Origin of the sequence: Yersinia sp. KBS0713 (genome assembly GCF_005937895.2) — a bacterium.
Lineage (GTDB): Bacteria > Pseudomonadota > Gammaproteobacteria > Enterobacterales > Enterobacteriaceae > Yersinia > Yersinia bercovieri.
This window is the reverse complement of sequence record NZ_CP042173.1, coordinates 4,506,538-4,521,437: the sequence shown is the minus strand read 5'-3', so window position 1 is coordinate 4,521,437 and position 14,900 is coordinate 4,506,538. Positions and strand designations below refer to the sequence as shown.

Genomic DNA, 14,900 nt, shown 5'->3' with positions numbered 1-14,900 from the left:
AACAGCCCCGCATGATCATCATGCAGGGCCTTGGTGTTCCACGCGAAATCAGGCTTTAGGTTGTTGATCTAAAGGTGCAAATTTAAACTCACCTCTTGGTTGAGCGGCATTGGTTGCCGGCCCGAACCAGCGGTCATAAATTTTTGCCGCTTCGCCCTCTTTTTCCAGTTTAACCAGTGTTTCGTTCACTGTTGCGGTTAAGCGCTCTTCGCCCTTAGGAATACCCACGCCCTGATACTCTTTGGTGATACTAAAGGGTGAAATCTCAAAATCTGCTTTTTGGGCCGCAGGCAAGTTACCCAGCAGCCCCACTAATTTTGCATCATCCTGAGTGATGGCTTGAACGTTACCATTACGCAGGGCAGTAAATGCCAGTGGTGTATCATCATAAGAGATCACTTTTGCTGTGGGGTAGTGCTCACGCAGAGTGATCTCCTGCACCGTGCCTTTATCGGCGCCGATACGTAATTTGCGGATATCTTCCGGCGTTTTCAGCACCCCTTTATGGGCGATAAATTTCTGACCGGTGGCAAAATAGGGCAGGCTGAAGTTAACTTCCTTGGCGCGCTCATCAGTGATGGTGAAGTTGGCCGCAATCAGATCGACTTTCTTCGAGGTCAGCAGTGGAATACGGTTAGCCGGGTTAGTTGCCCGCAGTTCCACTTTTACCCCTAAATCTTTGGCAATCGCGTTCGCCACATCCACATCATAGCCCACCAGTTTTTTACTCTGCGGATCGATATAGCCGAATGGGGGGTTGCTATCAAAAACGGCAATCCGCACCACACCCGCTTGCTTGATGTCATCTAACTTATCGGCGTGAGCTGCAGCAGAAAGTGTCGCCAGACCAGCTAGCAAGGTTAATGCCAGAGCGCTTTTTTTGGTGGTCAGAGATTGCTTCATTGAAAGCTCCTAAGATGATTGAGATGTTGCGATATGCATAAGCTAGCAACTCATCGTTAGGTCAGGAAATAATATAAAACGATATATTTATAACTAATTAATCTCAGTGAATGAGACTAATTATATTGGGAAAGAGAGCGGGATATATGGTAAGTGAAACGCCGGAGGATGGGGTGCCCATAAAACCTCCACTTCAATTTATCCATATAAAAACAGTGAATATTCATTCTGCTCTCATGGGCTAATGACACGATTGTAGCCGCACATTTCGACCTAGTCGTGTCATTACCATATGTTTGAAAAATGTCATCAGGCAGAATTATTTACTGTCATCAGGGGCATCAGGTATTGCCACTGCTGCTTTGGGTTTTTCCTGACTCTCCATGACTGCAGATTTGACTTTTCGAGGCAGACTAACTGACTCTTCCGTAATCTCTGACTGACCAATAAAAATGCCGCCTTTTTTAATGGAGAAATTACTGCCTTTTACAATGCCGTTTAAGCGGCCATTCTCTAAAATTTCCAGATGATCGGAAATACAAACACCATCAATGCGCCCATCAACCGTCATGTTGGGAGCCGTTAAATTCCCTTCAATTTGGCCACTGCGCATCAACCTTATCGTGCCTTCATTTACCGTAATATTCCCATTCACCATACCGTAGATTTGAATATCACCATCAAGATTAATATCTCCTTTTATTTTTGTTCCCGCCGCGATAATCGTGTTGGTCTTCACTGAGTCTGATGGTGAGTTAGATAGTGGTGTATTGGATTGTAGAGAAGAGTTGACCATTGTAGACACCGTGTTATGACTGTTTTCTTTCTTTTTAAACATAATAGTTATCAGAATAAAAATGAGGAATAAAGTAGGCGCAAGAAGAAGATAAAAAAATAAATTGTAGACCATATAACCCACTAAAGCTGCACCCCATAGCACCCACAACAGGCTAAGGGCCACATTTTTTGGTATATACAGACGCATGTTCACTTATCCCGCCCAGTGTAAAAACGCATTAATAGTGATATGAATTTATGTGATCTGAAATTGAGTTGAGTTTTAAATTTAACCCGGAAAATAGTTTTCCATTGCAGCGGAAATTGTATTTCCATAAAAACATCCACTCAAAAACAACACCCACACAAATAAGCATAAGACTATGGCATTATGTCAATCAATTGATGGCGAAATATAAACAAATACAAAACAATGTGGAATTAACGTTTTTGGATAATAGCCTAGAGGATAATGCAAGTGGCGGGATGATATTCACTAAAGTGTTCTGGTCTAGTAAAAGTCATCCCCCAATCAAGTATCAATACACAGCCTGATTGGGGGATATATTATTTTTCACTCTTATTGGAGAGCAGTTTCTCTAAGTCATCACCGCCCAGGTGGCGGAAATCATGCCCTTTGACGAAGTAGAAAATGAATTCACAAATATTTTGGCAGCGGTCGCCGATGCGCTCAATCGAGCGGGCGCAGAATAGCGCGGTCAGCACACTGGGGATGGTGCGCGGATCTTCCATCATATAGGTCATCAATTGGCGCACGATGCCCTCATACTCCTGATCGACCTTCCTATCTTCGCGATAAATCCGGATAGCCTCATCCAAATCCATGCGCGCGAAAGCATCCAGCACATCATGCAACATCTGCACCGTGTGGCGACCTAATGACTCCAGGCTGACCAACAAAGGCTGATGCTGATGGGAGAATTTTTCCAATGCGGTGCGGCAGATTTTATCCGCCACATCACCAATACGCTCCAGCTCAGAAATAGTCTTGATGATCGCCATCACTAACCGCAAATCACTGGCGGTTGGCTGACGTTTGGCAATGATGCGCACACAGGCTTCATCAATGGCTACTTCCATCATATTGACCTTTTTATCGCCAGCAATGACCTGCTTGGCTAACTCACCGTCCTGATTATGCATGGCGGTGATAGCGTCAGATAATTGTTGTTCCACCAGCCCACCCATAGTTAAAACCTGGGTGCGGATATGCTCAAGTTCTGCGTTGAACTGGCCGGAAATATGTTTATTTAGATTCAGGTTGTCCATGATACTTCCCGTACATATAAATAGTAGAAATTGATGTATACCCTAAATAATTCGAGTTGCAGGAAGGCGGCAATTGAGCGCATTCCCAGTCACTTACTCAAGTAAGTGACTGGGGTGAACGAAAGCAGCCAACGCACATGCAGCTTGAAGTATGACGGGGATAGGCCTATCAACCATAGCGACCGGTAATATAATCTTCCGTCTGTTTCTGCTGTGGCGCAGTAAACAGTGTATCGGTATCACTGAATTCAATTAACTCACCCAAATACATAAATGCAGTGTGATCTGAGCAACGGGCCGCCTGTTGCATGTTGTGGGTCACAATCACCACCGTGTAATCAGACTTCAATTCACTGATCAGCTCTTCAATTCGGCCAGTGGAGATTGGATCAAGCGCCGAGCAAGGCTCATCAAGCAGCAACACATCCGGGCGGATTGCGATACCGCGCGCAATACAGAGGCGCTGCTGCTGTCCACCGGACAAACTATAACCGCTCTGGTGCAGCTTATCTTTGGTTTCATTCCACAGTGCCGCTTTGGTTAGCGCCCATTGCACCCGCTCATCCATATCCGCGCGAGACAGGTTTTCAAACAGTTTTACACCAAAAGCGATGTTATCGTAAATCGACATGGGGAATGGCGTCGGTTTTTGGAAAACCATGCCCACTTTCGCCCGCAACAACGCAATATCTTGTTTGTCGGTCAGGATATTCTGGCCATCCAGCAAGATGTCGCCTTCAGCTCGCTGATCCGGATACAACTGATACATTTTGTTAAATGTACGCAGCAGTGTCGATTTACCGCAACCTGATGGGCCGATAAATGCTGTGACCTGGTTTTTGGCAATATCCAGCGAGATATTCTTCAGCGCATGGAATTTGCCATAGTAGAAGTTCAGATCGCGAACCTGAATTTTGCTGTTGTTGCTGTCAGTAGCCATACTCATCAAGACTTCTCTCTTTTAGCCAATGCCGCCGGAGCCGCATTTTGGAATTTATTGGCGAATCGGTATTTTCTATTGCTAATAGCTGATGTTCTCTCAGCCAATTAATACTTTTTCTTAGCGAAAACAACGCGAGCCAGAATATTCAGTAACAGTACACACAGGGTAATCAGCAGCACCCCGGCCCAGGCCAGTTGTTGCCATTCGGCAAATGGACTCATGGCAAACTTAAAGATGGTGACCGGCAAGTTAGCAATTGGCCGAGTCAAATCGGTACTCCAGAACTGGTTGGAGAGCGAGGTGAACAGCAAAGGTGCCGTTTCGCCAGCAATACGCGCCACCGCCAATAAGATACCGGTCAAAATACCGGAGATAGAGGCTTTCAGCGTAATGGCCGAAATCATACGCCACTTCGGTGTTCCCAGTGCATAAGCGGCTTCACGCAGGCTGTCCGGCACCAGCTTCAACATATTCTCGGTGGTGCGGATAACAATCGGCACTTGTAATAGCGCCAGTGCAATTACCCCCGCCCAACCGGAGAAGTGCTCCATCTTGGCAACCACGATGGTGTAGACAAACAGGCCGACCACGATAGAGGGGGCTGATAACAGAATGTCATTGATAAAGCGGGTGATCTCCGCCAGCCAGGATTTACGCCCATATTCGGCCAGATAGATCCCCGCCATGATACCCAGTGGCGTACCAATCACTGTCGCCCATAGAATTAACAACCCACTACCGGCAATCGCATTCGCCAAACCGCCGCCTGCGGTATTGGGTGGTGGTGTCATCTCGGTAAACAGCGCCAGCGACATTCCATCAATACCTTTGGTGACCGTCGAGAACAGAATCCACACTAACCAGAACAGACCAAACGCCATCGTCGCCATTGAAAGCAATAAGGCAATTCGGTTCTTTTGACGACGCCATGCCTGCTTTTTACGGCGGGTTTCCATCAGCGTCGCATCACTTTGCATATCCATCGTCGCCATCTTAACGCCCCTCTTTCTTAGCCAGACGCAGAATCATTAGCTTAGATAAAGCCAGCACGATAAAGGTAATGACGAATAAGATCAGCCCCAACTCCATCAATGCTGCGGTGTGCAGGCCAGATTCAGCTTCGGCAAACTCATTCGCCAACGCCGAGGTAATGCTGTTACCGGGCATAAACAGTGAGAAACTGTCGAGCTGATAGGTGTTGCCGATAATAAAGGTCACCGCCATGGTCTCCCCTAATGCACGGCCCAGCCCCAACATCACGCCACCAATAACCCCGTTTTTGGTATAAGGCAGCACAATGCGCCAGATAACTTCCCAGGTGGTGCAGCCAATGCCGTAAGCGGACTCTTTCATCATCACCGGCGTTTGTTCAAACACATCGCGCATCACCGCGGCAATGTAAGGAATAATCATGATGGCTAAGATGACACCCGCGGCCAGAATGCCGATCCCGAATGCGGGGCCAGAGAACAGTACCCCCACTATCGGGATGCCGGACATTACGTTGCCGACCGGTTCCTGGAAATAGCGAGCAAAGAGGGGCGCGAAGACAAACAAGCCCCACATGCCATAAACAATACTGGGGATCGCCGCTAACAGTTCGATTGCGATACCGAGCGGGCGTTTTAACCAGTTTGGGGCCAATTCAGTTAAGAACAAGGCGATACCAAAACTGACCGGAACTGCAATGATCAGGGCAATCACCGAGGTGACCACAGTGCCATAAATTGGCACTAAGGCACCAAACTGTTCCGCCGGGGCATCCCACTCTTTGGTCCACAGGAAGGCCCAACCAAACTTCTCGATGCTAGGCCAGGAGGCAACAATCAGTGAAATGATGATGCCGCCTAGCAGAAATAGGGTAATCAGCGCAGCCAGTTTAACTAGCGCACTGAAAATGATGTCACCGTATCGACTCGGTGCTTTGATCGTCGGCTTGTCAGCCATAGACTCTCTTCTCATCTGAGTGTTATACCCCCTTCGTACTTGAAGCCGCAGGGGTGTTGGCTGCGTTCACTAACCCGAATCACTTACACCAGTAAGCTCATCGGGATTAGCTCAATTGCCGCCTACCTGCAACTCCAATGACTTTGGGTATAAGGTAATTTTATAAATAACTTATTACAGGGAAAACTAACTTCAATCAGAAGATTGGTTTGCCGTTACTGTCTTTAATCTGAGTCTTCCAGGCAGCACGGACTTGCTCAACAACTTCGGCTGGCAGTGTGGCGTAATCCAGCGCGTTAGCTTGCTTAGCACCGTGCGTATAACCCCAATCAAAGAACTTCAGAACTTCAGTGCCGTTAGCTGCATTTTTCTGCACTTTGTGCACCAAAATGAAGGTTGTTGAGGTAATTGGCCATACATCATCACCTTTCTGATTGGTTAAGTCTTGAGCGAAGGTTTTGCTCCAGTCTACACCTTTAGCCGCTGCACTAAAGCTCTGCTCAGTCGGGCTAACCGGTTTTCCATCAGCAGAAACCAGTTTGGTGTAAGCCAGGTTATTCTGTTTGGCGTAAGCGTATTCCACATAACCAATGGCACCCGGCAGACGCTGAACGAAAGCAGCGATACCGTCGTTACCTTTGCCACCTAAACCGGTTGGCCAGTTAACTGTAGAGCCTGCGCCCACTTTCTCTTTCCAATCTGCATTCACTTTCGCCAGATAGCTGGTGAAAACGAATGAGGTGCCAGAACCGTCAGCACGACGAACCACCGCGATATTTTGATCAGGTAATTTAACACCTGGGTTCAATTTAACGATTGCCGGGTCATTCCACTTTTTAACATTGCCCAGATAGATATCACCCAGTGTTTTACCATCTAATGTCAGTTCACCGGATTTAATGCCAGGGATATTCACGGCCAGTACCACACCGCCAATCACTGTCGGGAATTGGAACAAACCTTCAGCAGCCAGTTTTTCGTCTGCTAATGGCGCATCAGAGGCACCGAAATCAACCGTGTTGGCGATAATCTGTTTCACACCACCGGAAGAGCCGATCCCCTGATAGTTAACTTTGTTACCTGTTTCTTTCTGATAAGAATCTGCCCACTTGGCATACACCGGCGCGGGGAATGTCGCACCTGCACCTGTCAGGCTTGCAGCAGCGAACGCGGACAGGGTTGTCATAGATAAAGTCGCTGCCACAATGCTGGCTACGGTGGTACGCATCAGTTTCATAATCCCTCCTAATGGGATATTAGAATTAACTCTAAATTGTTTTCATCAGATTAAGTATGGTGCAGGAGGGAAAATAGGGCACTTTAATGACAGAAAAATGTACGTAATATTTCAGTTATATGACAATCAACAGAAATGTAAGTAACCTAATGATTAGCATCTATTTTTATACCAACTCTGTTTGAGTAGCCAACACGATAATTAAGTTATTCGACGAAAAATAGTATGGCCGCCACGCGGGATAGCAGCAATGAAACGAAATGCGAGTAATATGCGTATTTTGCTATTTTATGAATAATGGTCGCAAATAGTGTTACGAGTTTGGCAACACTACGAGGTTTTAACTGCTGAGAACTCCTGCCAATACTCGGTAAGATTTACCTGATAAATCATGATAAGAGACTGAAAAATAATGAGTAACAATAACAACCTCACTAGCGCCGAAGAGTCTGACGATGTGTTGCGCGTAGTGCAGGTGTTGAAATCACCCAAATTAATGACGCGTGAGTGTTTGGCCGGGATTGTGACGGCGCTCGCACTCATTCCTGAAGTGATCTCATTCTCTGTCATTGCCGGTGTCGATCCGAAAGTGAGTCTGGTCGCGTCGATTGTATTATGTCTGACACTCTCTATTTTGGGTGGCCGCCCTGCAATGGTCACCGCCGCCGCCGGTTCAGTCGCACTGGTTATAGGCCCAATGGTTCATGCACATGGCGTCGAATACATTCTGCCAGCGGTAGTGATCGGAGGCGTCATTCAAATCCTGTTCGGTATCACCGGCCTGTCTCGCATGATGCGCTACATTCCCCGCTCGGTGATGATTGGTTTTGTAAATGCGCTGGGCATCCTGATATTTTTTGCTCAGGTGCCGCACGTCTGGGGGCAGTCGGGAATGGTATGGGTGATGCTTATTATTACCCTGCTCATTGTTTTGCTACTCCCGCGCATCCTCAAAACAGTCCCTTCGCCACTTATCGCGATCCTGGTCGTCACTGCTGTTGCCTTGTTGATGGGTTACCGACTACCTAACGTGGGTGATGAGGGGCCGATGACTCCCGGTTTACCGGGGTTCACTCAGCTTTTGGTTCCGCTGAACTGGCAAACACTACAAATCATATGGCCTACAGCCTTGAGTATCGCCTTTGTCGGGCTGATGGAGTCACTGTTAACGGCGAAACTGGTCGATGACATCACTGATACGCCATCCAGTAAGCGTCGAGAGTCCTGGGGTCTCGGGGTCGGTAATATTCTTGCTGGTTTTTATGGCGGCATTGCTGGTTGTGCGATGATTGGTCAAACCATTGTCAATGTTGAGTTAGGCAAAGCCCGGAGTCGCGTTTCAACTGTCGCAGCAGCCATCGTCTTACTGCTGCTCGTCACTGGCCTGAGCAATCTGCTGGCACAAATCCCGATGGTGGTGCTCGCAGGTATCATGATGGTGGTCGCGGTGAAAACCGTTAACTGGCACAGCCTACAACCGGCGACCCTAAAACGGATGCCCTGGTCAGAAACATGGGTGATGGTGCTCACTGTGGTGGTGACAGTATGGACCAGTAACCTCGCGCTGGGGGTACTGGCTGGAGTTATCGTTGCCATGGTGCTGTTCGCCCGCCGTATCGCCCATGTGATCCACGCCGAGCGGACAATAAGTGATGATGGAGAAAGTGTGCGCTATACCGTGCGCGGCCCACTATTTTTTGCCAGTAGTAACGACCTGTTCGAGCATTTCGATTATGCCCATGATCCTAAAAAAGTCATTATTGACCTCACACATGCGCAGATTTGGGATGCTTCTACTGTTGCCGCTTTGGATGGCATTGAGTATCGCTATCAACGTCATGGGGCCAGGGTAACTATTGAAGGGCTGGATATGCGCAGCAGCGATTTTCATCGTCGCCTGACAGGCAACTTAAATTAATCATAAAAAACCCGGTATGCTTTTTAACCAACATACCGGGTTTTAAGATCGATAACTCTTTTGTTATCCCACAACACCTATGGAATAGTTATCGCGAATTATTCAACCGTGACTGATTTTGCCAGGTTACGTGGCTGATCCACATCAGTGCCCTTAATTAAGGCGACGTGATAGGACAATAGCTGTAGCGGCACAGTGTAGAAGATAGGGGCAATAATCTCTTCCACGTGAGGCAACTGAATGATTTTCATCCCTTCGCTATCAGTGAAACCGGCATCTTGATCAGCAAACACATACAGCAGGCCACCACGTGCGCGCACTTCCTCAATGTTGGATTTCAGTTTTTCCAACAATTCATTGTTTGGTGCGACCACAATGACCGGCATATCAGCATCAATCAATGCCAATGGCCCATGTTTCAATTCACCGGCCGCATAAGCTTCCGCATGAATATAGGAGATCTCTTTCAGTTTCAATGCACCTTCCATCGCGATCGGGTATTGATCACCACGGCCAAGGAACAATGCATTGTGCTTATCGGAGAAACCTTCAGCCAGCGCTTCAATGGTTTTATCCAGAGACAGCATTTGCTCAATACGGGCAGGCAGTGCCTGTAGCGCATGAACAATATTCTGTTCCAGGCTGGCATCAGCGCCTTTCAGCTTACCAATACGACCCACCAGCATCAGTAAAACTGTCAATTGAGTGGTGAAGGCTTTGGTTGAGGCTACGCCAATCTCAGTACCCGCTTTAGTCATTAACGCTAAATCTGATTCACGCACCAGTGAGGAGCCGGCTACGTTACAAATTGCTAATGAACCTAAATACCCCAACTCTTTTGATAAGCGCAGAGCAGCCAATGTATCGGCGGTTTCACCCGATTGAGACAGAGTGATCAACAGGCTGTTAGGGCGCACAGCTGATTTGCGGTAACGGAATTCCGACGCAATTTCCACGTCGCAAGGCACACCAGCCAATGACTCGAACCAATAACGCGAAACCATACCGGAGTTGTAAGAAGTCCCACAGGCAATGATTTGAATATGCTGCACATTAGCCAGCAGAGCATCAGCTTTTGGACCAAGCTCAGAGAGATCAATCGCACCATGATTTAAGCGGCCTTCCAGCGTATTTTTAATCGCCATTGGCTGCTCATAAATCTCTTTCTGCATGTAGTGGCGGTACACACCTTTATCACCGGCATCGTATTGCACTTGAGATTCGATTTCAGGGCGCTCAATCGCATTGCCCTGCTTATCAAAAATCTCAATGCTGCGACGAGTGACCTCAACCACATCACCCTCTTCCAGGAAGATAAAGCGGCGAGTCACTGGCAGCAGGGCCAGCTGATCTGAGGCGATAAAGTTTTCGCCAACGCCACAACCGATCACCAATGGGCTACCTGAGCGGGCAGCGACCAGGCGGCTTGGATCACGACTATCCATCACCACAGCACCGTAAGCGCCACGTAATTGCGGGATGACGCGCTTAACGACTTCCAGCAACGAACCACCCTGTTTTTGCTCCCAATGTACCAAGTGAGCAATAACTTCAGTATCAGTTTCAGAGCTGAAACGATAACCACGGCCAATCAATAATTCACGTAAAGGTTCGTGGTTTTCAATAATGCCGTTGTGAACCACGGAGATATAGTCAGAAACATGAGGGTGCGCATTCGCTTCTGATGGCTCACCATGGGTAGCCCAGCGGGTATGTGCAATCCCAGTACCACCATGCAGTACCTGATTTTCGGCCGCGTCAGATAGTGCCTGAACTTTACCCACCCGACGTAAACGGGTCATGTGACCTTCAGCATCAACCACGGCTAAACCCGCAGAGTCATAGCCACGGTATTCAAGACGACGTAAACCTTCGATCAGAATCTCAGCGATATCACGTTGCGCTACTGCGCCAACTATTCCACACATCTGTTTTATTCCTATGTAAGGTTCTGTTAGAACCTTGTCGATGTCAGTGACCTGATTTTCCGGATTTTCCGGGTTCCCCGAGCCTGTAGAGTTGGGGATTATTATGTTTTGTTCTGTATTCTCAGCTTGAATATATTGGCCAAAAATACAGGGCAAAACACCCCTTCAAAGCAGAAGACTTCACCTTAAAGGGGCTGTTTTAAATAGTTATTTTTTCTTCACCGGACGTTGCCAGCCCTGAACATGTACCTGCTTAACACGGCTGAGGACTAACTCATCTTCAGCGATATCACGGGTCACGGTCGTCCCCGCAGCGATGGTGACACCATTAGCAACAGTGACGGGAGCCACCAGCTGAGTATCAGAGCCAACAAAGACATTATCGCCAATAATCGTTTTAAACTTATTAGCTCCATCATAGTTGCAAGTTATGGTCCCTGCGCCGATATTTACGCCAGAACCAATTTCAGCATCACCTAAATAGGAGAGATGACCCGCTTTCGAGCCTTTGCCCAAGCGGGTTTTCTTGATTTCAACAAAGTTACCGACGTGTGCGCCTTCCGCTAACTCAGCCCCTGGGCGCAAGCGGGCAAATGGGCCAACAGTACAGCCGGCATCCAGACGAGAGTCCTCCAAAACCGTGTAAGGGCTGATTTCTGAATCATCGCCAATAACACAATTTTTCAGCACACATCCAGTCCCAATACGAACCCGATCACCTAAAGTCACATGGCCTTCAATGATGACATTGGTGTCGATAGTGATATCGCGCCCATGTGTTAATTCTCCGCGCAAATCAAAGCGCGCAGGGTCCAGTAACATAACCCCCGCTAACAACAGTTTTTCTGCTTGTTCGCACTGGAATACCCGCTCAAGAGTCGCCAATTGCAGGCGGTTATTGACACCTTCAACCTCACTCAGACGAGTAGGATGGACGGTAGCAATCTTCTGTCCATCAGCATGGGCCATAGCAATAATATCGGTGATATAAAACTCACCCTGAGCATTGTTATTATCTAACCGCGATAACCAACGTTTTAGGTCACGCCCGTTCGCCACCAATATTCCGGTGTTGATTTCATTGATCTCGCACTGTGCATCGCTGGCATCTTTATGCTCAACGATCCCCACCACATCACCATTTTCACGCACAATGCGGCCATAGCCACTTGGGTCATCCAGCTTCACCGTCAACAAGCCAATGCCACCTTGCGGCTTAGCGGCCAACAGGCGTTGCAGGGTATCAACAGAGATCAACGGCACATCGCCGTATAGCATCAACACATCTTCATCATCAGAAAAATGTGGTGCGGCTTGCTGCATTGCATGCCCTGTACCAAGCTGTTCCGCCTGCAATACCCAGTTCAAGGAGGGATCAGACAGCCTCTTTTTCAGCAACTCGCCACCGTGTCCGTATACCAAATGGACATTTTGTGCGCCCAGCTTCATGGCCGCATCAATAACATGCTGAACCATCGGCTTACCTGCCAATGGGTGTAACACCTTAGGAAGGTCGGAATACATGCGAGTTCCCTTACCTGCGGCAAGGATGACTACACTCATTGAGCTGTTAGACATAAGCAACCTGATAACTCCAATTTAATAGACGGAAGTAAACCTGTTTGGCGAAATAATTACTACATATTTCTCAACGAAAAATGGACTCAACCCGCATGATTAAAGGGTTGTAGCCACTGACCATGTAACGAAAAAATGTGGCAAAAAGTGTCTGCGATCAGCGACGTTTTCTGCCCTCTTTTTGTCAAATTACATTCACTCATTCAGGCTATTAACCACTTATTTTACGTCAAGAAATAAGAAGTTTTCAGAAAGAAACTCTTTTAGTTTAGCTTAGGATTAATTAAGCACAGAATAGGTGATTGAGGGGCGAGCTTCAGACAGTAGGTTGGGGGATTCGTCGCGGCTCTGCAAAGTGGGGATAAAAAAATGCCAATCAGCTTACTGACTGGCATTCTATAGACAATAATTTATAAATCAGTGCGTTGCCGATCAGATATCCGTAAGGAAAATCTAAAAAGCCACATGATATAAAATTACATCGCTTTCCTGGTCAATTCGATTACGCGTAATTTCGCAATCGCTTTCGCCAATTCAGCGGATGCCTGAGCATAGTCGACATCACCATGGGAGTTATTGATATGGGCTTCTGCTTTGCGCTTAGATTCCAGCGCCTTAGCTTCGTCCAGATCCTGCCCACGAATAGCAGTGTCAGCCAATACGATCACAACACTCGGTTGCACCTCAAGGATGCCGCCAGAAAGATAGATAAACTCTTCCTCACCGAACTGCTTAACGATACGTATCATGCCAGGCTTAATGGCAGTGAGCAGTGGGGCATGGCCAGGGAAAATCCCCAGTTCACCTTCACTACCCGTCACCTGAATCTTTTGCACCACGCCAGAGAACATCTTTTTCTCTGCGCTCACAACATCCAGATGGTAAGTCATTGCAGCCATGTCACCCTCCAGTCAACAGCGTTACAGTTTCTTGGCTTTTTCCACTGCTTCTTCAATGGTGCCAACCATGTAGAACGCCTGTTCCGGCAGGTGGTCGTAGTCGCCGTTCATGATGCCTTTGAAACCACGAATGGTATCTTTCAGCGACACGAACTTGCCCGGAGAACCGGTAAAGACTTCTGCCACGAAGAACGGTTGAGACAGGAAGCGCTGGATTTTACGCGCACGGGATACAACCAGTTTGTCATCTTCTGACAACTCGTCCATACCCAAGATAGCGATAATATCTTTCAGCTCCTGGTAACGTTGCAGAATAGACTGCACGCCACGCGCTACATCGTAGTGCTCCTGACCAACAACCAGCGGATCGAGCTGACGGCTGGTGGAGTCAAGTGGGTCAACCGCTGGGTAAATACCCAAAGAGGCGATTTGACGACTCAGAACGACGGTTGCATCCAAGTGAGCAAAGGTGGTTGCTGGTGATGGGTCAGTCAAGTCATCCGCAGGTACGTAAACGGCCTGTACGGAGGTGATTGAACCCGTCTTGGTGGAAGTGATACGTTCCTGCAACACACCCATCTCTTCTGCCAGCGTTGGCTGATAGCCTACCGCTGATGGCATACGACCTAGCAGTGCAGATACCTCTGTACCGGCCAGGGTATAACGATAGATGTTATCGATGAATAACAGTACATCACGACCTTCATCACGGAATTTCTCCGCCATGGTCAAGCCGGTCAGTGCAACGCGCAGACGGTTACCTGGTGGCTCATTCATCTGGCCATAAACCAAGGATACTTTGTCCAGAACGTTGGAGTCAGTCATCTCGTGGTAGAAGTCGTTACCCTCACGAGTACGCTCACCCACACCGGCAAATACAGAATAACCTGAGTGCTCAATCGCAATGTTACGAATCAGCTCCATCATGTTGACGGTTTTACCCACACCCGCACCACCGAACAGACCGACTTTACCGCCCTTAGCGAACGGACAAATCAGATCCATTACCTTGATACCGGTTTCTAACAGATCTTGCGAGCTGGCAAGCTCTTCGTAAGAAGGCGCTTCGCGGTGGATTGCCCAACGCTCTTCTTCACCGATAGGACCTTTCATGTCGATTGGGTCACCCAATACGTTCATGATACGGCCCAGAGTTGATTTACCCACCGGCACTTCAATTGGGTGTTCCAGGTTGATGACTTTCAACCCGCGGCTCAGACCATCGGAAGAGCCCATTGCGATACAACGAACAACACCACCGCCCAGCTGTTGCTGAACTTCCAGCACCAGCTTCTGAGCTGTGCCTTCAACCTCAAGGGCGTTGTACACTTTTGGTACAGCGTCTTGGGGGAATTCGACGTCCACTACGGCGCCGATTACCTGGATAATCTTTCCAGTAGCCATCTTGAATCCTCTACGTAATACGTTTACCCGTCATATTTCAAGTTGCTGATGCATTGGCTGCCTTCCTGCAATCTGA

At 48.0% G+C, this 14,900-nt stretch carries 12 protein-coding genes; 1 reads left to right on the top strand and 11 read right to left on the bottom strand.

Annotated elements, in window-relative coordinates; genetic code table 11:
- Window positions 1–48 precede the first annotated feature (48 nt).
- The 7 genes from FFE93_RS21345 to pstS all read right to left on the bottom strand — a co-directional run bounded on the left by FFE93_RS21345 (window position 49) and on the right by pstS (window position 7,097).
- A complete protein-coding gene (locus FFE93_RS21345; protein WP_005271525.1) occupies window positions 49–903 on the bottom strand; it encodes an ABC transporter substrate-binding protein in 855 nt (284 codons plus the stop codon).
- A gap of 319 nt (window positions 904–1,222) precedes the next feature.
- Window positions 1,223–1,888 carry a polymer-forming cytoskeletal protein gene (locus tag FFE93_RS21340; RefSeq protein WP_005271522.1) on the bottom strand — a complete coding sequence of 222 codons (666 nt, stop codon included), beginning with the start codon at window positions 1,886–1,888 and terminating at the stop codon, window positions 1,223–1,225.
- Window positions 1,889–2,247: 359 nt separating this feature from the next.
- Window positions 2,248–2,970 carry a phosphate signaling complex protein PhoU gene (phoU, locus tag FFE93_RS21335; protein WP_005271518.1) on the bottom strand — a complete coding sequence of 241 codons (723 nt, stop codon included), beginning with the start codon at window positions 2,968–2,970 and terminating at the stop codon, window positions 2,248–2,250.
- Window positions 2,971–3,139: 169 nt separating this feature from the next.
- Window positions 3,140–3,916: a phosphate ABC transporter ATP-binding protein PstB gene (gene pstB / locus FFE93_RS21330; RefSeq protein ID WP_032896692.1), complete on the bottom strand. Its 777-nt coding sequence runs from the start codon at window positions 3,914–3,916 to the stop codon at window positions 3,140–3,142.
- Between the two features lie 101 nt (window positions 3,917–4,017).
- Entirely contained in the window at window positions 4,018–4,905 is an 888-nt protein-coding gene (pstA, locus tag FFE93_RS21325; RefSeq protein WP_005271516.1) for a phosphate ABC transporter permease PstA, read from the bottom strand.
- 1 nt (window position 4,906) lies between these two features.
- On the bottom strand, window positions 4,907–5,860 hold the full coding sequence (gene pstC, locus FFE93_RS21320) for a phosphate ABC transporter permease PstC (RefSeq protein ID WP_005271515.1): 954 nt from the start codon (window positions 5,858–5,860) through the stop codon (window positions 4,907–4,909).
- A gap of 196 nt (window positions 5,861–6,056) precedes the next feature.
- A complete protein-coding gene (gene pstS / locus FFE93_RS21315) occupies window positions 6,057–7,097 on the bottom strand; it encodes a phosphate ABC transporter substrate-binding protein PstS (RefSeq protein WP_005271513.1) in 1,041 nt (346 codons plus the stop codon).
- 412 nt (window positions 7,098–7,509) lie between these two features.
- Here pstS and FFE93_RS21310 point away from each other — a divergent pair, with 412 nt between their 5' ends.
- Window positions 7,510–9,015: a SulP family inorganic anion transporter gene (locus tag FFE93_RS21310; RefSeq protein ID WP_057648938.1), complete on the top strand. Its 1,506-nt coding sequence runs from the start codon at window positions 7,510–7,512 to the stop codon at window positions 9,013–9,015.
- Window positions 9,016–9,113: 98 nt separating this feature from the next.
- On the opposite strand, the gene glmS is transcribed toward FFE93_RS21310, so the two are convergent.
- The 4 genes from glmS to atpD form a co-directional block, all read right to left on the bottom strand.
- On the bottom strand, window positions 9,114–10,943 hold the full coding sequence (gene glmS, locus FFE93_RS21305) for a glutamine--fructose-6-phosphate transaminase (isomerizing) (RefSeq protein ID WP_057648936.1): 1,830 nt from the start codon (window positions 10,941–10,943) through the stop codon (window positions 9,114–9,116).
- A gap of 207 nt (window positions 10,944–11,150) precedes the next feature.
- Window positions 11,151–12,521: a bifunctional UDP-N-acetylglucosamine diphosphorylase/glucosamine-1-phosphate N-acetyltransferase GlmU gene (glmU, locus tag FFE93_RS21300; protein WP_138774639.1), complete on the bottom strand. Its 1,371-nt coding sequence runs from the start codon at window positions 12,519–12,521 to the stop codon at window positions 11,151–11,153.
- 476 nt (window positions 12,522–12,997) lie between these two features.
- Window positions 12,998–13,420 carry a F0F1 ATP synthase subunit epsilon gene (locus FFE93_RS21295; protein ID WP_004875717.1) on the bottom strand — a complete coding sequence of 141 codons (423 nt, stop codon included), beginning with the start codon at window positions 13,418–13,420 and terminating at the stop codon, window positions 12,998–13,000.
- A gap of 21 nt (window positions 13,421–13,441) precedes the next feature.
- Window positions 13,442–14,824, bottom strand: coding sequence for a F0F1 ATP synthase subunit beta (atpD, locus tag FFE93_RS21290; RefSeq protein WP_032896688.1), 1,383 nt, complete (start codon window positions 14,822–14,824; stop codon window positions 13,442–13,444).
- Between the last annotated feature and the right edge of the window lie 76 nt (window positions 14,825–14,900).